We start from the raw sequence: 19,863 nt of genomic DNA, 5'->3' as shown, positions 1-19,863 counted from the left end.
TTACTTCAGCCTTCTGCGAATGTCGTTCAGCTTGGACGACATCGTTCTGTAGAACTGATAGATGTCTTCTCCGTTAGCCAGTTCTACCCGCTCGTATTCGAGACGATCGCGCGATTCCATGAACAGCGCAGCCAGATCATCCAGCTTTGTCAGCAGTGGGGTGATATCCTCAGAAGCTGTAAGATCGTTATCGCGGCGGGAGGCTTTGCGCAACAATGTACTGCGATCCTTCTCCGCCAGACCGCGGAAGTTGCCAAACACTTCATACTCGGCAAAGTTACGGCTCTTCATCAAGTTTGCGAACGGCTCCCATGCGTCTTCTTCCGGGTCACGGTCATAGACGTAGAGCGCACCTTTTTTGACGATGGTGTCAGTATATAACGCTTCGATGAAGCGGTCATACCACTGCTCTTCGTCCTGGTACTGGGCAAGAATGCCTTCGAGTTCGGCGACTTTTGCCGAGATGGCATTCATCTTCGCCAGTTCCTCACGTACGCGCGCGATCAGCTGCGGAGAGCGTACCAGGTTTTCTTTGGCCATATCTTCATTAATACTGCCGAAAATATCCTTAACTCCCACACGTGGCAACCCTTCGGATTGCAGACGTTTTAGCTCGATCACCGCCCGCTTCACTTCGCCGAGGTTCGGCGTGGTGGACGTGAGACGCATGTCGTAGGCTCCCAGTTTGGCAGACAAATCAAACGCTTCTGTTGTCACAATCGCATACCGATTGCTTGTATTCTCATCAATCGATTTGGCTGTCACGATATTGTATCCGAGTGCCTGCTCAAATTCGTTACGCACACGGGCGTTATACTGCTTCACGCGGGCGTTCTCGTACACATCTCCCCATGATTTCTCCGGAATCGGAGACGGCAGATAGGTCCAGTTGTTTTTCTCCGTTTGCACCAAGTGACGACCGATGCCTTCTTTGTCCAAAATGGTACGTTCATAACTTTCCTCATATACTTTGAGCGGTGTATAGACAAAGAGTGGTACCCCGTTGCGGGTGTTCAGCCAGAATATCCGGTTACGAACTTCACTTTCCTTGACAGTAAAATGAGATTTGCCCACCGCATTGTTCTGATAATTGCGAATCCCTTTCAGAATGCCTGGCGCCTGTGCCGGCACCGATACAAATCCCCATGAAGGGAAATGCAGACTGCCCGTACTGTTGCTCAGATTAAACACCGGAACGGCCTCATCATCCAGCTTGCCAGCAATGAAACGTTCCACGAATTTCTCAACCGACTCATCCTGACCATATTTGATTACCAGGAAATCTTCCATGGAACGGGTAATCAGATCACCGAATTTCTCACTCAGGAAGTCGGAGATGGAGCTGACGATATCAATCTCGTTTTCTTTCACCCATTGGCTGGAGTTTTCCAGCAATTCACGAGAGAAGTCACGGATCAGATCATCTGTATCACGCTTATCCAACAGCCCGTCCACCACACTGACGATATCCGGTACACTTACAACGTTCCAGTAATATGTTTTGTTGCCTTTGTGATCGGCTTGTTCTTCGCCACGTGTCAGCAGGTCACCGTTCTTCGTGAATATCGAGCTAAGGGCATTCAGCGTTTCGGTAAATACGTTATAAATGCGGCTGTTCTCCTGGTTCAGCAACTCATACAGATCTTCATAGAACTCGATCATCTGATCGTTGCGTTCCACGTCGGCGTGCAGCCAGTACTCATGAATTTTTGCTTCAATATAAGCATTCTTTTTCTTCTCTTTGGAGACAAAAGCACTCTTCGCATCGCCCAGTTTCTCTTCGGACTGCTCCTGAGCTGCTTCAATATCACGCGGAATGCGGAAGGCATTCTCACGCAGCGTTTCGATGTACGACTGAATCATCTTCAGTACACAGAAACCTTTTTCCGTATAAATCAGACGAGAGACATAAAACGGACCTTGTTCGGGATGCAAAAACATACGCCGGATCTGTTCGGTGAACTGACCCGCAATCTCACCAGGCAGTTGTTTCTTCGCCTTGATATATTCTTCACGAGCACGAGCCAGGAAGTTCTGCTCCAGCTCGGTATCCATGTTCACGACCTGTGATTTCACCACGTTGCCATAGGATAAACGCTCGCTGTTCTGATACCCAGGCAGTGGCTCTGGCACGCGCGCTTCAAAGGACTTGACCACACTTTCGAGATCAATACCCAGCTTGCGGGCAAACTTCTCGGTATCCTCCTGGTTTGGTGCTTTGGAGAACATGGTGTTCATTTTATCGAACATGCGATACGCCAGATAAGTGGTCATCTCTTCAATCGGCAGGACAGCCGAAGATGCACCGATGATGTTGTAATCATAGTTAGCCGGGTACACCTTGTTCATCTGTGCAATGTTGGTGCGAATGTTGCTGATATAGTCATGGATCGCAAACTCCTCACCTGACTGCTTCTCCTCACTTGCCATGAAGTTGGTAATGTTCTCGGCCGTGACGTTCATGCAGTAATCGTAGGCGTTCTCCAGCAATTTGCCTTCGGTATTCGTCGCAGAGATTAGATGACACAGGTTAAATGGAGGCAGTGGTGAGTTAACTGTTAAAATATTGCCGTACTTCTGAGTAAATCGCTCACCGCGGCTATCCACGTTCATCCAGTAATCCAGCTCTTTGAGCGCAGCATATCCGTTCTTGCGAATGTATTCGCGAGTGTGTTCACTCAAGCTTTTGTTGGACAGGTTCACATCTGGCGTGAACAGATATCCCAGCGTATTCACGCGGTCAATCCCGGCAGAGCCGTGATCACGTTCGATAATGCCGCGCACGATATAGGAAATATCGAGGAAACAGCCGCTGCCTGTACCGCCGGACAGACCTGTCAGCAGGAACACCATCAGTTTTTTGTTGGTGCCTACGGATAAGGTTTTGATCTTTTTGTCGATAGCCTGTACGACCTGATTAATCTTGGTGAACAGGAGCAGACGTCCAGCCTGACGCACCCCTGCGGCGCCGTTCATGCCGTCCGTAATGCTCAGTTCGGGAGACAGCCAGTCCGTAATATACGGTTCAAGCACGCTGCGGTTCTGTAGAAGTCCGCCAATCTCAGCATTGGACAGCAATACGAATTCATTGATCGGATCAAGTCCGATCCCTTTATACTTTTTGGCACGATCCTGTTCGTTTGTCTCAAAAGCCAGAAACTCCACATTGTCCGGCTTGTCCATTTTTTTCTTGGATACCGGGTCCTGTGGCAGCTTGAAACGACGGTTGATCTGATATTTAAGGCGCAGCAGCGCATCAATTCCCGTTCCTCCCAGACCAATAATCAGAATGGGATTATCAATCGTATCAACTCTGATCTTCTCACTGACAATACCTCCGCCAAGTGATACATCCAGTTGCTGAATATGTTCTCTAACAATCGGTTTCATTCCATGTCCTCCCTTTAGTTAGACCAGTTGGGCACAAACTCATTACACTTGCCACTCCGATGACAGAGTAACCTTCCGATCGCTGTTATCCTCAGATTTTTTTGGTTCCCTTTTCTAAAGGGAAAAATCTGAGGATAGCGTATGCTTCCGATGTAGCTTTCTTTCAGAAAGCTTTTAGGCGAACGCTTCGCTTCTTCAGGTTTTCTCTGTCCTCTCCGTTCTCGTGTAAACAATTATATCCAACTTAAATTTGCATTCCTTTTAAACCAAACAATCAACTTACACCAGATACTCAATTAAAATCGTTTTGTCCGCCTGTTGCAGCGGGATGCTCAGTCGGTCACCGTTCTTCAGTTCAACGCCTGAGCTTGCATCGACTGCACGACCGGATTTCTCCAGCGTACCGCCTGCGGTGTTACGGATTATAATTCGATCCCCATTGCTGGGCGTAAATACGTATTTTTCGGTTTCCTTCAGCTCAGGGTCCAGTTGCAACAACTGATGCAGATGAAATCTACCGCGGAAGGATACCAGCTTTTTATATTGTGGATATGACTTGTCTCCCGTGTTCTCATCACGAATCTCCACAACCATCTGACCTACAAATCCCTGGTTTTTGCGTTTCAGCCAGCCCATCAAGAACCAGGCACCAACACCGACCACAATCAGAGCTATAACACCCAGGATGACAGGTAACCAAGGAAACGGCTTGTCCTGTTCACCGCCTGACGTTGTTGGTTGAGATCCACTTCCGGCTGATCCACTCGCGTTGATCGTGATTGGCTCACTTTCACGGTAGAAGCTGTCTTCTTCCGCACGGATGACTAATTCATAGTTATGATTGTCTGGTACTTCAAACGTTCCGGCAAAACCAGAACCTGTGTTTTCCAGCGGTTGTTCCTCGCTTTTACCTGTATCTACATCTTTCACAACCAGCGTCGCCTTCATATCCTTATACAGGTCATTATCCTGAAGCGGCTGACCTCCATTCTCCAGTTTGGCTGCAAGATCAACCTTATCCCCTTTGGTATAGGACTTGGTCTTAATTGGGTCCACAACGAGCTGAAGATCATAGTTGAACAACAGGTTGATATCGATGCTGTCTTTCGGAGCCCCTTTTACCCGAAGTTTCCAGTCTCCTTCTTGGGGTTTCAACAGCTTCACGAGTGAATAACTCTTCGACGTTGAGAGCTTTGCTGCGTCTGAGTTTAGATCCACGGCTTGTCCGGAAGGGTCAGTCAATTGTACTTCCACCGGCTTCGAGGACATGATCGAAATGTTTGCTTCCAATACACTGTCATTCGGTACATTCACGGTAACTTCCTGATAACTGCCGTTTCCCGTTACAGAGGGCAGCTTCACCACATTCAGTTTGGCATGATCGGCGAAGATTTCACTCAGAATCTGTGGCAGATCATCCGGCGTATCGGTAATGAATGATTTACCTCCAGTCTGCTGAGCCAGGTCTGCAAGTGCATTCTTGTTCAGCTTGCCATCGGCGTTCAATCCAATCGTATACACCGGAATACCCTGATCCTGTGCTTCCTTCACGGCTTTTTCCAGGTCAGCATCAGATTGTGCCTGTGTACGGCCTTTGGTTTTGTTAAAGTCATTGTTGCCATCCGCCAGCAGCACGATCATTGGCGAGTGGGATGGGTCTGCACCATGATTCAGTATGTTCACGGCTTCGGCGACACCAACTGAGACATCGGTATATGGCCCCCGGCCGAGCTGATCTATAAAATCCTTCAGGTTGCTCTTGTCCGCATCGGACTGAATCTCCAGCATAGCCTTTTCCCGCTCCACCTGATCGGTATAAGCGACAATTCCTACCTTGTCCCCCTGGACGGGCAGCATATCAATAAACATTTTCATGGCTTCATTACTGATCTTGTCACGGTCACTTGTATTCATTGAGTTACTTACATCGGCTACAAGTACCGCATCGATTCCGCTTGTCTGTGCCTGAGCCGCTGCAGCTTGTGGCAGCAACGCTTGAGGTAACAGTAGCGTTAGAATTGTCAGCAGAACCATCGTTCCACTAAGCCAGCGTATTTTGCGTGTCCGCAGCATTGGGTGTACTCCTTCACGTTTGAGATTAAAATGGGAATAGTTTATTATAGGCGTCAAGCCTTAAGGAAATCTTAACAGTCTACTAACAAATTCTGAAAAGCACCCCTATCTTGAGTTACAGTTTTGTAATGACTGACAAAAATCGACGATTTCATGCCTTCAACTGGCACAAAAGTACCAACTATGGAAATATGATATAGTTATTGCCAGCAAACTGCAATATAACAGCGCTTGTTCACCAAGCCATAGAAGGGAACGGATTATGGTTACATACGGATGCCTCGCCATATTGTTTCTTTTTGTCATTATAAAGGGTTTTGCACTCCAGCTTCATCGACGGAAACCGGTCTCCCGGGAAGACACGGATCGTACCCTCTACACTATTCTGAATGGTGAGCGTGATTGAGCATGAGTACTAAACTAGTTGTATCCATAAGACCATTTCATCGAACGACCTATGCCTATGAAAAGTTGCAAGTCTGCTCACGTTGTGGACAGTACACCTGCCTGTGGGAAGAGGAGTGCACGGCCTGTGGCCGGGGTACCCTCAATTCCGTTCAAGCGAAGGCAACTTCCCGTGTAAAACGCCGGATTGCACGCGACTTGTTCATTACGACATTGTTCGGTGTAGCTGCTACCTATTTCGGTGAGACCATAGATCAGACCATGGCGGCAGCCAGCGTTTCCCTGTTGCTTCTGGCCTTACTGATCTTCATGCAGAAACGTTCATTCGAGGTAGAGCAGCAGCGCGAGTTGAAGCGCACGTTACAACAGGATGAGGAACTCATCCGCCAGGGTATTAACCGCAATTGGGCTCTGGTCGCCGAAGCTCGAAAACAGGATGAAGCACTTGCCTATGAGATGCTCCGCGAGATCGGCTCACTCGTCTACAATGACCGGATTCGACTGCAACAGGTTGCGCTGTTACAATCCTTTGTCCTACGCAGTGATATGGATCTGCAGCTCAAGCCCTTGCTCTTACGCAGCTTCGAACGGCTGCTGGCTGAATATATTGGTGAGATTGCTCGGCTTAAGCCGGATTTGATCCGTGAAGATGCGATTCGTTATATCGCAACCTATGAAGTGAACATTTTACAGCTCCACAATGGAATTCAGATACTTACAGCCGTAGCTGCTGCTGCCGTGCGCAAGAGCAAATATATTGAGTTATTCCCTAGTCTTATTACCCGCTACGCCCGCTTTATGCCCAAGGATCGCTTCATGAGACTTTATCACACGATTGAACGCTATCCGAGCAAGGCACGAGGGGGATTGGCAGAGTCGGTAGGTCGGGTGTATAACGAGAAATATCGGGATCAATACGCAGATGTTCAGCTGTAGGGATGATATATTGAGAAAGAAAAACGTAGTTTAGTGCAAACTCACTCCCTGTATATAGACGAATGCAATTTTGTCCACCCCTGCATGCGCGTCAGCACCACAGATGGAAGGTTATGCTTCTAATGATATAAGAATTAATCCAAAAACACCCCATCCTTAGGTCTAGGATGAGGTGTTTTGAATTTTATGGCAGTCTGCCAAGTGCTATGAGCAGTACACGAAAAAAGAAAAACTAGATGGGGAATACCTAAAAGGCATCTTCCATGCAATGAAGCAGGTGCGCAAACAGGTACTCGCAGATGACAAAAACAATAAGCGCAAATGATCATCTGCCCTGGTGAAAAAGGGCCGCGACGTGGTTCCGTCGCGACCCTTGATCTGAGGGTTCGGTACAACTGTACCCGAACCCTCTCATATGTGCCATGCCAATCCCTGTGGCATGGCATGGTGCCTACGCAATTGCGGCTACATCGCCGCTTGCGCCAAGGCTTTACCGTCCGCGACGAGAATCGCGACGGTCACCCTTCGCCGGTCCGCGTCCTGCGGATTCCGGACGGCGAGAGCCTTCGCTGCTGCGCCCGGAGGTGCGCTTGTCGGCACTGCGGCCAGCCCAGCCGCTGCTAGCTGCACCGCGTCCGCTTTGGCCCGCTGCTCCGCGACTGCTGTCGCTGCTACGCGCGGAACCACGACCTGCGCTGCGCTCGTCACCACTGCGACCCGCACCGCGTCCACCTTGACCCGCTGCACCACGACTGCTGTCGCTGCTGCGGCCACCGCTACGACCACCACTGCGTCCGCCTTCACTGCGGCCACCTTCGCCACCGCGGGAACCACGCCCCCCACGTCCGCCATCTCTGCGATCGTTACGGCCTGCACCGCGACGGGCACTGCCAGTTCCGGAAGAGCGTCCGCCTGAACGTTCGTCATCCCCTTGACTGTTGATGGAACGTCTAGCTGCTCCAGTCGAAGCAATTGGACCTTCGCTTGTCCACTGGATACGGGACAGCTTCTGGTCGATACCTTGCTCAATACGTGCAAGTTCCGGTCTGTCGTGCTCTGTTGCAAACGTTACAGCAAGACCTGTACCGCCTGCACGGCCCGTACGACCAATCCGGTGAATATAACTTTCCGCATCATGCGGCATATCGTAGTTAAATACATGCGTAACGCCTTCAACATCAAGTCCACGTGCAGCTACATCTGTAGCAACGAGCACCTGCAGTTTGGCATCGCGGAACGCTTTCATTACGTTCTCACGCTTGGATTGGGACAGATCTCCATGAAGTTCATCACTTGCATAACCTGCTTCACGCAGATCTTGGTTCAGCTTGGATGCACGACGCTTGGTCCGACAGAAAATAATCGCCAAGTATGGGCGATACGTATCAATCATGCCGCGAAGTGCTTCTAATTTACCACGATCCGTGCATTCCAGCACTTGCTGGCGAATTTGTTTGATCGGGATAACAGATTGGGAAGACACTTTTACATCTTCCGGATCTTTCATGTAGGTCTTCGCCAGGTTGCGAATGCCCTTAGGCATCGTTGCTGAGAACAGCATTGTCTGACGTTTATGTGGCAGCTCGCTAAGAATCGTCTCCACATCGTCCAGGAAGCCCATGTGCAGCATTTGGTCGGCTTCATCCAGTACCAGTTTTTTCACATTATCCAGCTTCAACGTGCCACGGCGCAGGTGATCCAGCAGACGACCCGGTGTACCAATAACGATCTGGGTACCGTTCTGCAATTTACGCAGTTGCTTGTCCACATCCTGCCCGCCGTATACGGCAAGCACGTGCAGTTTATCGTCGTTAGCAGTAAGCTTCTTCGCTTCTTCCGTAATTTGCAGCGCAAGCTCACGCGTAGGCGCGATAATCAGCGCTTGTGGCGAACGGTCGGATACGTTAATTTTCTGAATAATCGGCAGCAAAAATGCCAGCGTTTTCCCTGTGCCTGTCTGTGCCTCAGCGATAATATCGCGTCCACCCAGCAGTACCGGAATCGAACGCTCCTGTACCGGAGTCGGCACGGCGATGCCCTGATGTTTCAGGATCTCGCACCATTCCGGGCGAATGCCCAGTTGTTCAAAGTTTGCCAATCGTTACACCTCTGTATATTCATTTAGATAAGTCCATTTCATAATGACTTCTGTATCAGTATCTGCCATCAAGACTAGTTTTCCTTATATCAATCATGATTATGAAATGAATTTTTTAAAAAGCAATCCACTCGTTGCTCTTCTTCTCCATACCCTGTAGTTTACACGTTAGTCAAGCAAAACAAAAGGGGATACAGCGTTACACCCCCAACTTGTAGCAGAAAATTCCAAGATCAGCGTAACTTGTATCGACCAAGTGAGTTTGGGGATGGTTTTGAGAGTAACTATAGGAGCCCCTCTGAGAATGATGATGAGTGGAGTAAGCTAAAGCGCTAGCCCGAAGTATGACCCTGACTCTGTAGAATGGGGTTGAGGATTGAACTGCACATGGTCAGGCGGAGGTTATAGCGGGCTACAGTGTCTGATGGCACTCCTTGAGAAAGATGTATTGGATCGTTATGTTCATAATCCTTGGATAGTTTAGAGATATCGTTAAGATTGAGATAGCTGCTATGATTCTATAAATTGTTGTGAAGTTCATCCTAAACAGATCAAAAGGAAGCGATCTTGCGAAAGTATCAGGAATTGAAAGGTACCTTACATAACTCCGTACATTGAGATCAAGATTCAAGATTTCTCGCGGTTCGAAAATAGCTCTTACGATGAAACCTCCTATGTACCACTAATCCTAACGAATCCAGGACACCCTATTACGACAATTAAAGCCGTTTGGATTTTCTAACGAACTCCAGTCACCTTATTACTCGAAAATACCTGCGAAACGGCATCAGTATATGTGGAATCAGCAAAATAAGATGTCTGAGATTCGTTAAAATAACGAAAACATGAAATACCCCCATATAAGACGTGCCAGGTTCGTTAGAGTTTACACACACTGAAGGAACAAGCTTGAGCACAATAACATCGGCTACAGTAATAACAACATTTACTAGGACCAGAACACCAACTACAAATACTAGAACTAACAACAACAACCAGCACTACCTATACTTCTACTAGAACTAATACTACAACTGCTACTCCAACTACCACTTCTACTAGAACTACCACTACCACCAATAGAACTACTACTACTTCTTCTTCGTTCTTTTTCTTTTCTCTTCTTCACTGTACACACCACACACTCTAATAAAAAAAACAACGACGCCCTCTCCCCAACTTACATTGGGAAAAAGTGCGCCGCTGATAAAAAGTATCTTTTTATGTTATCTACTACATAGGGATGTCACATGTCTGCTCAACACTACTTTAGGACAGTTGCCTTCATAACTTTATTACTTGTTTAGATCCTTAATTCCAGATTTACTAAACTGTTCATTTTTCACCTTGTCCGCGTAACTATAGTCAGACATTGCACCTTTGGACAACAACCTTCGTTGCAACCAAGTTACGAACCGTGCCCGCCTGCTGTCGCAAATCCACTCCGTTCAAGAATACGAGAGCTTTCCTCGTTTAACCCGCGCAGGTGCACGGTTTTGCCCAGCTTCGCGTATTTGAACTTCACTTTGCCGATAGCCACAACCGCGGTATTATCCCAGATATGTGACCCTCCGAAATCAATCGTGATTTCCTTCGGATCGGCCTCTGCATCGAACTCATCCACAAAGCGGGACGAAGAACCAAAGAAGAATGGTCCGTGAACCCGATATACTTTCTGCCCTTGTTCCTGGCTCGTCTGTACGCGAATCTTGGTCTGTTTCCAGCCAAAATGCAGCACACTGAGCACAACGCCGACCATAACCCCGATCGACAGATCGTGGGTATAGACCACAATCGCCACCGTCACGATCATGACAAAGGCTTCCGCCCGCGGCACGCGAGTTATATTTTTGATTGAACTCCAGTCGAATGTCCCGATACACACCATAAACATCACACCGACGAGTGCCCCCATCGGTACCTGTTTCACCACACCGCTAAACAGCAACAACAGGATCGCGAGAAACGCACCCGCAGTAAACGTAGATAATCTTCCACGTCCGCCAGACTTCACATTAATGACCGACTGCCCAATCATCGCACAGCCGCCCATGCCGCCAAACAAACCGTTCACAAAATTTGCAATACCCTGACCACGTACTTCACGGTTCTTGCTGCTCTTGGTCTCGGTCATCTCATCCACGATGGTTGCCGTCAGCAGAGATTCGAGCAATCCAACCAGTGCCATGGTGAATGAATAAGGTAGCAGAATCATCAGCGTGTCCCAAGTCCACGCAATATTTGGCAAGTGGAACATCGGCAGAGTGCTCGTTATATTTCCCATATTGCCTACCGTTCTTACGTCCAGATGGAACACCACGGTAATAATCGTCATTACGACGATTGCAATCAGTGGAGCTGGAACACCTTTGAAAAACCGTGGCAAAATATAAACGATCGCCAGCGTGCCCGCTACCATCGCATACATAATCCAGTTCGCTCCCGTGAAGTGGGTTAACTGCGCCATAAAGATGAGTATAGCCAGTGCGTTAACAAATCCGGTCAGTACCGAATGAGGCACAAACGTAATAAACCGTCCAACCCTAAATATGCCCAGTAGAAACTGGATAATGCCCGTCAATATCGTCGCTGCAAAAAGATATTCCACGCCATAATCCTTGACGAGTCCAACCATCAGTACCGCCATGGCACCTGTTGCCGCCGAGATCATGCCTGGTCTTCCACCAGCAATCGAGATCACAATCGCAATCGTAATCGAAGCGTATAATCCGACCATCGGATCAACACCTGCAATGATGGAGAACGCAATGGCTTCCGGAATTAACGCCAGCGCTACCGTAATGCCTGCCAGCACGTCTCCGCGAATGTTGCCAAACCATTGTTGTTTTAAAGTATTCATATGTTCTTGCCGTTCCTCCTACGTGTATTCCTTATAATGGACAATCCCGCTGAACAGTAACGGAAGCCGTTCACACTAACCATCTACCCAGGACAGCACAAAACAACGGATTCCTCTCCGCGTCATTCACCTATGCTCATCCCTGAGTTGCATCATTATTTACCATCCATATTGCTTTGAAGGGTTAATATGCACTCATGTCTTTTCCGTTCCAGTGTGTACCGCTGGTGTTCCATTACTGCCTCAGTTGTCTTACTCGTGCGACATCAGGAGCTGATCCTGATGCCAATAGGTTTTCCCCTCTCAGAAAAACCGGGTCCGTTAATGTACTGACCTATTATTATAGTCACAGGACCGGATATGTACTAATACAGTTAAGGCGAAAAAACAGAACCTTTTCTTCTATTATCTTAATCTTTCTATAATTTACTCACCAATTCTCTATTCACAAAAAATAACCCGCAAAGATCCTTTGGAGAAAGTCTCTTTACGGGTATTCTTGTGATGTAATGCTGTTGCTAGAACCTTCCCGATTTGAATATCGAATAGAGCAGGAAAGCCACCATCAGAATCGCCACCAGGAAACCAATCTCAATGACCGGAATATCCCACAGCATCGTGGACTGATGACTGATCGACGAACCGATAATCAATCCCACCATAATGATACAGAAGGCGAGTAACACGATACTGAAAGACAGCCGATTACTAATCTGGTCCATTCTACGCATGAGTGCATCGAGTTCAGGGACACTGATCTCCAGCCTCAGCTTACCTTTGCTAATGATGGATGATAACTGCCTTAACTGCCCTGGCAGACCAATGACACTCTCGGCCATATCAGCCGCACTGCGGAACAAGCGATTCTTGATTCTTCCTGCGCTAAAACGTTCCTTGATCAGCTTCCGCCCAAAGGGTTCGGCCATATCTACAATGCTCAATGAAGGATCGAGATGTTCGATTACACCTTCCATCGTCAGCAACGATTTACCAAGCAGTAGAATATCCGCAGGCATGACAACCCGGTGCCTCTGAGCTACGCCGAACAAGTCATTCAATGCCTGACCCACACTGATCTTGGAAAAGGGAATATCGTAATATTTGGTACGCAACTTGTCCAAATCCACATGAAGACCACGCAGGTCCATGTCATCTGGCATCATGCCGAGCTTCTCAATCGCCCGGATCATACTGTCCGTATCTTTGCGCATTAACCCAATAATAAGTGAAGCGAGCTGTTGTTTCATCTCATCACTCAGACTGCCCACCATACCGAAGTCTATAAAAGCAAGACGTCCATCCTTTAATACCATCAGATTGCCCGGATGTGGGTCAGCATGAAAGAAACCCTGAATAAAGATCTGATTTAATAATGAATCCACCAGCCGCTCGGCAATGTTATTCAGATCATGACCGCGTCTGACCAGTTCTTCACGATCATTGAGCTTGATACCTTCGATATACTCCATAGTGAGCACACGGGACGAAGTCTGATCCCAGTAAATTGCCGGGATTTTGACCTTGTTGTCCTGTTGGTACTGCTGTGCAATCTTTTCCGTATTGCGGCCTTCGACTGTATAATCCAGCTCGGCCATCAACGCCTGAGCGTATTCTTCGACCATTTGCGGAATCTGATATTGCTTCACCCAGTCCCAGCGCTTCTCGGCCATGGCTGTCAGCTCACGCAAAATATCCAGGTCACGCTGCACAATACGCGATATGCCCGGCCGCTGAATCTTGATGGCTACCGATTCACCGCTTTGAAGTTTGCCCAGATGCACCTGTCCAATGCTGGCCGCAGCTACAGGGGTATCCTCGAACCGGGAAAAGATCTCCTCCAGCGGTGTATCCAATTCCTGTTCCAAAATACCCCGTGCCGTCTCGGAAGAGAACGGCGGGACCTGATCCTGCAACTTCACCAGCTCACGAATGACAGACTCAGGCAACAGATCTGCCCTTGTGCTTGCGAGTTGCCCCAGCTTGACGAAAGCTGGCCCCAGCTCCTGCAGCACAAGCCTGATGCGTTCACTCAGCGTTTTGGTGGTGTGTGCTTCACGCGACATCCACCGTCTGGGCAGAGCCAGCAGCTGGAACAAGCCCAGCTCCTCGACCATATAACCGAAGCCATGACGCACTAGCGCCATGGCAATTTCACGGTATCTGCCGACATGTTTGATTCGCACTGCCATCTACTCGATCTCGTTTCCTTTGAGAGGAGGAGGAACTTCAAGTGGAGCTGGGGATTCATCAGGTTGAAGCTGTGGTGAGTGGCCCAGTTCGGCAAGTTTTTTCTCCAGAACGGCAACGCGCTGTTCCAGACTGGTTACATCACTTTCGGATGCCACACCAGCTTCCTGAAGCACACGCTTGACCTGTTCTTGAATCACTCTCTTGAACTGGCCTTGTTCTTCATCGCCCCGTTCCAGCAGACGTTCAACCAAAGCTTTGGATTCACCGGGCGCAAGTTCCCCGCGCTTGACCAAATCATCCACGGTTTTCTCAATTTTTTCTTTGCTTACGACAGTAAGACCAAGCCCTAACGAGATCGCCTTTTTGAACAAATCGCTCATTTTTGTCATCCTCCTCTTCGTTGATCTCTATATTATACCCCTTATACTCTGCATGCAAAAATGTCAGTCCGATCAGACGTAACGCGCAGCCCATTTGCCTGCTTGCAGAAGTAACTTCCGGTACGTTTCGTGTGCAAAAGACGGCACATGGTGACCCGGCATCAGATAAACAATACGCCCAACACCATATCGATGAGCCCAAACCGCAGGTTTTGGTCCTTCTTCGGATTGATATTCAAGCAATATCTTCGTTTCGGCAAAAGAACCAAATTCGAACTGATACGGCTCTTCTTCCATTGTGAAATTCGAAATGCCCTCCGTCACGGGATGGCTTTCCGCCGTTACAGTGAATTCAAGCGGTGCATACGCCGGATGATGCAGGAACTTGGCACCGATCATCTGTTTGAGCTCATAACGATTTTGGAGCGAAATGCCGTTATGTATAATGACCAGTCCACCTCCATTACTTACATAGGACAACAAACCTGCTGTCTGCTGTGGAGAGACTTTCCCCTTCCAATCGTCCATGTATGAGATACATACATCAAACCCGGTTATATTTTCTTGCAGTAGCATATTCCGATTCTCACTGCACTGCACTGTCATAGTATCATGGAAAATTCGGCTAATCTCCGCATCCACCCCCTGAAGCGGGTGCCAATCCGGATGTGTATAATCGCCAAGTAATAATGCTTTTTTACGATGATCCATTCAATTAATCTCCTTTCTTGTTCACCTCACTGTATAAAACCAACTACCAGGGGAGCTTCTCTCCCTTGTAGTCCACATATGCGGGCTGATCTCCTTTAAACTGTTCATGGCGGTCGATAAGTACTGCGATATGCTGTGCAGATTGCTCGGGCGTGAGATCCGCAGCAACATCCAATTCGCCCCTCATATAACTCTGTACCCAACCGGGATGCACAAGCATCACTTGTCCGCCTTCATCCTTCAGACCATTGTGCACAAGACGGGCCTGCATGTTCAAAGCAGCTTTGGACATACAATAGGCATACCACCCATCCCGACTGCATTGCTCTATACTTCCAGCCTCGGAAGAGATATCAACAATCAGCTTGACCTGTCCTTGAAGAAGGAGGGGCAACAGGGAATGAGTCACACGCAGTGTACCTAAGGTGTTCACATTAAATACTTCAGCCATCTCCGCCATATTCAACGGCCCGCGGATATGGTCCGTAATACTTCCTAGTATAGCCGCATTATTGATCAGCATATCCAAATGATTCGTATCCAGCTTCAATGTCTCCGTGAACAGAGCTACCGACAGGTCGTCCGCGATATCCAGTTCGATGGCGCGCAGATGGTCAGGATATCCTTCTGCAAGCATACGAATTCCCTCGGAATCTTCCACGTCCAGACCGGCCGCATACACAAGATACCCTCTCTTCAGCATCTGTGCCGTCAAAGCCAATCCCAATCCCCGAGCAGCTCCCGTTACACATACGGTTCTCATCATGATGTCCCTCCCTCGCATAATGATTCTGTCTTTTATTCATTCCACATATTCATCTGAAAACCTTTAATTCAGAATAGGATTGCCAACTTCACGACCAAAGACTCAGGAGGTAAAAGCGAGATTAGAGCCATTTTGCTTATTGAATTCAGCTATCTATTTGAGCTATAAATAGCTGTTATTATCTCTGCATATCTCGCTCCTGCCGATAGGCTAAACAATGTTCCACCCATCTTCGAGCAGCTGCCGGATAAGAGCCCAGATGAACGTGCGTATACCCCGCCACGATGTTGCCTGCGGCATATCCCTCTTGCTTCAAGCCACGCATCCCCTTGGTCTCATACGCATAAGGAATCGTTTCTTCATCACGATAGGTCATTGTCGAATAATGAAATTCATGACCCCGAAGTACTTCACCCTTTTTCAGCAAAAAGGAATCCCGAACGCTACTTGCTTCACGGTAGCCAAGCGCAGCGCGCTTCTTCTGCATCTGCACCTGTGCGGGGATAATGCCCGCCATATCGAAGGTGATACCCTCACGGTCGGTCAACGTTTCTCCAAGTACCATGTAACCACCACACTCGGCAAATAAAGGCATGTTGGATTGTGCTGCCTGTCGAAGCCCTTCCAAGAACCCTTGGTTACCGGCAATCTCTGCTGCAAATTCTTCAGGAAATCCTCCACCCAAATAGATGCCATCCACATCTGTTGGAATACCTTCACCAGCGAGCGGACTGAAGTATTGTAATCGTGCCCCGGCCGCTTCGAGCAATTCCAGATTATCGGGATAATAGAAATTAAATGCGGCATCGCGCGCAACGGCAATGACAGGCTGCATCACATATGATACATGTCGATTATTAACGTGGATCACTGAATTGGAATGTAGATCGTAATTCGAGCCAGATTCAGCATTAGCCGAATCAGCGTGGGCAGTAGTCGCAGGACTCAATTCTTCTGTATTCAAAGGCGGGGCGCTTGTCGCCAGATCCAGCAGAAGATCCAGATCGGTGCCTTCCATCAGCACATCGGCAGCCCGCTGAAATAATGGCTCCAGTTCACCGCGCTCAATGGCAGGTACCAGCCCCAGATGTCTCTCGGGGATGGACATGTCTTCATCCCGCTTCAGCCAGCCAACCACAGGAATGTCGCACATCTGCTCAATGGCTTTTTTCACAATGGTATAATGGCCCGCACTTCCACACCGGTTGACGATCACTCCGGCAATATGTAATTCAGGCTCCAGCTGTTGAAAACCCAGTACAATCGCGGCCGCACTGCGAGCCATGCTGCGTACGTCCACAACCAGGATCACAGGAGTCTGGGTCACTAGAGCAATCTCTGCAGTTGAGCCTGTATTGCTGAGCGGATCTTTGCCATCGTAGAGGCCCATAACGCCTTCTATAATAGAAATATCATGCCCCGCCGATGCCTTCTCGAACGTATCTCTCACATACTCAGGCGATGTCATCCATGCATCCAGATTACGTGACGGTCTGCCCGTGACGGCGGTATGATATGTCGGATCAATATAGTCCGGGCCGCATTTGAACCCTTGTACACTCAAGCCACGCTGAGCGAGTGCTCTCATTAGCCCTAAGGTTACTGTCGTTTTCCCTGCACCACTTCCGGTGCCTGCAATGATCAGTCGGGGTCTGGCGTTACGGATTGAAATGGTCATCGTCATTTCCACCTTTTCTTCGAGATAACAAAAGCCTCTGATCGAAGCACTATCAAGGATGTACATTCGTGTTTTAGTTGTAACGTATAAATTCTATAATCTAAACAAAACCGCATCATATAGCGATGCGGTTAAGATTAATGCACACTTTTTATTCATGAAGCGACGCCAAAAGCTTTTTGTCGAACTGATCTAAAAGCAGGCCACTAATCTCTAATCTTGGCCGCACGCCCTGCTGCAAAGTAACGCCCAAGCTCAACGATGAGTGCTCCCATCTTCTCTTCCTCCGGAATGACCAGTGCCTCAATGCCTTCTTCACGCATAGAGTTTGCTGTAACTTTACCTACAGACGCAGGAATTACACCTTGTCTGAAGGCTGCAAGCAACGGCTCAAGCTTGTCCTGGGAAGCCGCATATTGCGTCAGAAATCTAACCTGCGGTCCACTTGTGAACGCAACAGCATCTACCTCGAACTTTAGAATTTCATTCAATAACTGTTCCAGTTCTGCCTCTTCTGGCGGTACATGGCGGTAAGGAAGCACTTGTCTGACGATGGCACCTTGTTCTTCCAACCATGCAACGAGTTTGGGAGCTGTCTCCCCATGAAGCTGCAACATAACCTTTTTCCCTGCGAGATCATGTGGGGTGAATTCTCGGATGAGCCCGTCCGTGCTACCGTCATCATCTCGTACCAGCGGTGTTAGCTTGCGCTTTTTGAGCGCATTCACCGTCTTGTATCCCCTTGCCGCAATTGAGGATTCTGATAATACATCCAACAATTGGCCTGCCACTTCCATATCCTCAGCCATTTCAAACAATGCATCCAATCCCATACCCGTCGTTAATACCGCCCAATCTGGCGGGTCTGAGATCCAGGATACCAGCCCATCCCTGATACTCCGATCATCCAGGAATACGGTCCCCTGTGCCGGTCGCACAAGCGGGATTCCACCCATTTTTTCAACCAGTATGGACATTTCTTTCGATTTTCGTGGTCCTGTCAATGCTACACGCACACCTGCCAAATGTTGAGCCATTCATGTTCCCCCCGTTAGTTCAGCCGAATGTTCATCAGTCTGACTACAGTATACAGGGTACTTCTGTGAAGGGAAACTGTGCTTTCCCTCTTTTTGCCCGTTCATCTATAAGGATTTTTGATGGGATGTATCAGGAAGGCTGGAGTTCTCCGCCATGAGAATCTTTCCGTCTTTTCTCTCCGTCCTTTTCCGAATCAGCCGATTTTTGTTCCGGCTCATGTTTCTCTTTCTTTGACTGTTCTCCCGATCTCTGTTGGGTAGATTCTTTTTTATCCTTTTTGCGAGGACGAAGGAAAAGAAACAGCACGATAGGGAACATCACTTCAAATACAATGGCGATCCATGTCCATTCCCGAGTAAAACGATTGAGCTGAATGGCATTTCGGAAGAACCAGAATGCACAGACAAATCCGACGAGGGCAATCGGGCCTGTCAATACCTTCCCCGATACGTTCGGAATCATTCGCTTCAATCCCCAGCAGACAAAGTACAGGTCAAAAGCAATCTTCGTGATCATCGTAGGCAAAGTCGCTGCTGCCAGTGCCAAGTCAAACCGGTCCAGAAAGTCACTAATTTGCAGCTGTCTTGCAAGCTCGTAGGAAGGGTATACCAGTCTTGAAGCAATCGGAACGCCAATAGAAGTGATGGTTTCCACAACAATCAGCATCATGAGCAGTGCCGAGAGGATAATTCCCCCCAGGGCAGACTTAAAACGAAAATCACTACCCTTGATTACAAAGGGCAATGCAATCATCTCGCCATAAAATGAAAATATGTACCAACTCCCTTTACCTACGCCTGCAACATCGACATGAAAATACGGCATCAGGTTGTCCATGTCGACTTGTTGAATGAGCATGAAAGGTACAATTACCGAGTTCAACAGGAACAAAGTGACGTACAATTCCGTCATTCCAATCAAGGAGCCCAGTCCGCCCCGAACGATAAAAACGCCCATAATCATCAGTGACATTACAATGATAGAGATCGGTGTTGTCTCCAGCAATGTGATACTGATATAGTCACCTGTTAACCGAATATCTCTTGCAAACACAAAGAAAAAAAACATAATGTACAGAAACGCCATTAATCTTCCCAGTAAGGGGAATCTTCCGATGAGCGACTCAAACAGATCCTTCTCAGGAAATCGCCGCTGAACCCGGCTCAACATCCACATGGATGCAAGCATCACTACGACTACAGGTATATACGAGAGATAAGCATGTTGTTCCGCATAGTAGATAGCTTGCGCGTGTGGCTGAATTAACGTACCTGAAACACTGAGCAGCAGCACGAGCAGGATCATCTGACGGTGTGTCACTCTCTGATTCATGATATA

13 protein-coding genes are annotated in these 19,863 nt (G+C 48.3%); 2 read left to right on the top strand and 11 right to left on the bottom strand.

Annotation, left to right across the window (positions count from 1 at the left end):
* A complete protein-coding gene (locus PAEAM_RS16870) occupies positions 1 to 3,390 on the bottom strand; it encodes a tubulin-like doman-containing protein (protein WP_100528326.1) in 3,390 nt (1,129 codons plus the stop codon).
* Positions 3,391 to 3,669: 279 nt separating this feature from the next.
* Positions 3,670 to 5,463, bottom strand: coding sequence for a vWA domain-containing protein (locus PAEAM_RS16865; RefSeq protein WP_100528325.1), 1,794 nt, complete (start codon positions 5,461 to 5,463; stop codon positions 3,670 to 3,672).
* 262 nt (positions 5,464 to 5,725) lie between these two features.
* Here PAEAM_RS16865 and PAEAM_RS31845 point away from each other — a divergent pair, with 262 nt between their 5' ends.
* A complete protein-coding gene (locus PAEAM_RS31845) occupies positions 5,726 to 5,869 on the top strand; it encodes a hypothetical protein (RefSeq protein ID WP_164783298.1) in 144 nt (47 codons plus the stop codon).
* Positions 5,870 to 5,871: 2 nt separating this feature from the next.
* Positions 5,872 to 6,804 carry a hypothetical protein gene (locus PAEAM_RS16860; protein ID WP_100528324.1) on the top strand — a complete coding sequence of 311 codons (933 nt, stop codon included), beginning with the start codon at positions 5,872 to 5,874 and terminating at the stop codon, positions 6,802 to 6,804.
* Between the two features lie 490 nt (positions 6,805 to 7,294).
* Here the strand turns inward: PAEAM_RS16860 and PAEAM_RS16855 are convergent, their stop codons facing one another.
* From PAEAM_RS16855 to PAEAM_RS16815, 9 genes are all read right to left on the bottom strand, one after another.
* On the bottom strand, positions 7,295 to 8,902 hold the full coding sequence (locus PAEAM_RS16855; RefSeq protein WP_100528323.1) for a DEAD/DEAH box helicase: 1,608 nt from the start codon (positions 8,900 to 8,902) through the stop codon (positions 7,295 to 7,297).
* Positions 8,903 to 10,310: 1,408 nt separating this feature from the next.
* Positions 10,311 to 11,762 carry a SulP family inorganic anion transporter gene (locus tag PAEAM_RS16850; RefSeq protein ID WP_100528322.1) on the bottom strand — a complete coding sequence of 484 codons (1,452 nt, stop codon included), beginning with the start codon at positions 11,760 to 11,762 and terminating at the stop codon, positions 10,311 to 10,313.
* A gap of 518 nt (positions 11,763 to 12,280) precedes the next feature.
* Positions 12,281 to 13,951, bottom strand: a complete 1,671-nt coding sequence (locus tag PAEAM_RS16845) for an ABC1 kinase family protein (RefSeq protein WP_036667829.1) — start codon at positions 13,949 to 13,951, stop codon at positions 12,281 to 12,283.
* Positions 13,952 to 14,332, bottom strand: a complete 381-nt coding sequence (locus PAEAM_RS16840) for a phasin family protein (RefSeq protein WP_036612779.1) — start codon at positions 14,330 to 14,332, stop codon at positions 13,952 to 13,954. It lies immediately after the preceding gene.
* A 72-nt stretch (positions 14,333 to 14,404) separates the two neighbouring features.
* On the bottom strand, positions 14,405 to 15,043 hold the full coding sequence (locus PAEAM_RS16835; RefSeq protein WP_036667831.1) for a ThuA domain-containing protein: 639 nt from the start codon (positions 15,041 to 15,043) through the stop codon (positions 14,405 to 14,407).
* A 43-nt stretch (positions 15,044 to 15,086) separates the two neighbouring features.
* Positions 15,087 to 15,809 (bottom strand): SDR family oxidoreductase, encoded by a 723-nt coding sequence (locus PAEAM_RS16830; protein WP_235193706.1) that lies wholly within the window; start codon positions 15,807 to 15,809, stop codon positions 15,087 to 15,089.
* A 178-nt stretch (positions 15,810 to 15,987) separates the two neighbouring features.
* Entirely contained in the window at positions 15,988 to 17,487 is a 1,500-nt protein-coding gene (locus PAEAM_RS16825) for a cobyrinic acid a,c-diamide synthase CobB (RefSeq protein WP_243391387.1), read from the bottom strand.
* Positions 17,488 to 17,693: 206 nt separating this feature from the next.
* On the bottom strand, positions 17,694 to 18,524 hold the full coding sequence (locus PAEAM_RS16820; protein WP_100528320.1) for a uroporphyrinogen-III synthase: 831 nt from the start codon (positions 18,522 to 18,524) through the stop codon (positions 17,694 to 17,696).
* Between the two features lie 130 nt (positions 18,525 to 18,654).
* Positions 18,655 to 19,857, bottom strand: coding sequence for a GerAB/ArcD/ProY family transporter (locus PAEAM_RS16815; RefSeq protein WP_100528319.1), 1,203 nt, complete (start codon positions 19,855 to 19,857; stop codon positions 18,655 to 18,657).
* Between the last annotated feature and the right edge of the window lie 6 nt (positions 19,858 to 19,863).

Origin of the sequence: Paenibacillus sp. GM1FR, from assembly GCF_002803315.1 — a bacterium.
Lineage (GTDB): Bacteria > Bacillota > Bacilli > Paenibacillales > Paenibacillaceae > Paenibacillus > Paenibacillus amylolyticus.
The sequence above is the reverse complement of the archived record's forward strand: the minus strand, read 5'-3'. Positions and strand labels throughout refer to the sequence as shown.

What these genes read in the sequence shown, in the direction of transcription:
- PAEAM_RS16870 (WP_100528326.1), bottom strand. Translation starts at nt 3,390, where the DNA reads ATGAAACCGATTGTTAGAGAACATATTCAGCAACTGGATGTATCACTT.
- PAEAM_RS16865 (WP_100528325.1), bottom strand. Translation starts at nt 5,463, where the DNA reads ATGCTGCGGACACGCAAAATACGCTGGCTTAGTGGAACGATGGTTCTG.
- PAEAM_RS31845 (WP_164783298.1), top strand. Translation starts at nt 5,726, where the DNA reads ATGGTTACATACGGATGCCTCGCCATATTGTTTCTTTTTGTCATTATA.
- PAEAM_RS16860 (WP_100528324.1), top strand. Translation starts at nt 5,872, where the DNA reads ATGAGTACTAAACTAGTTGTATCCATAAGACCATTTCATCGAACGACC.
- PAEAM_RS16850 (WP_100528322.1), bottom strand. Translation starts at nt 11,762, where the DNA reads ATGAATACTTTAAAACAACAATGGTTTGGCAACATTCGCGGAGACGTG.
- PAEAM_RS16845 (WP_036667829.1), bottom strand. Translation starts at nt 13,951, where the DNA reads ATGGCAGTGCGAATCAAACATGTCGGCAGATACCGTGAAATTGCCATG.
- PAEAM_RS16840 (WP_036612779.1), bottom strand. Translation starts at nt 14,332, where the DNA reads ATGAGCGATTTGTTCAAAAAGGCGATCTCGTTAGGGCTTGGTCTTACT.
- PAEAM_RS16835 (WP_036667831.1), bottom strand. Translation starts at nt 15,043, where the DNA reads ATGGATCATCGTAAAAAAGCATTATTACTTGGCGATTATACACATCCG.
- PAEAM_RS16830 (WP_235193706.1), bottom strand. Translation starts at nt 15,809, where the DNA reads ATGATGAGAACCGTATGTGTAACGGGAGCTGCTCGGGGATTGGGATTG.
- PAEAM_RS16825 (WP_243391387.1), bottom strand. Translation starts at nt 17,487, where the DNA reads ATGACCATTTCAATCCGTAACGCCAGACCCCGACTGATCATTGCAGGC.
- PAEAM_RS16820 (WP_100528320.1), bottom strand. Translation starts at nt 18,524, where the DNA reads ATGGCTCAACATTTGGCAGGTGTGCGTGTAGCATTGACAGGACCACGA.
- PAEAM_RS16815 (WP_100528319.1), bottom strand. Translation starts at nt 19,857, where the DNA reads ATGAATCAGAGAGTGACACACCGTCAGATGATCCTGCTCGTGCTGCTG.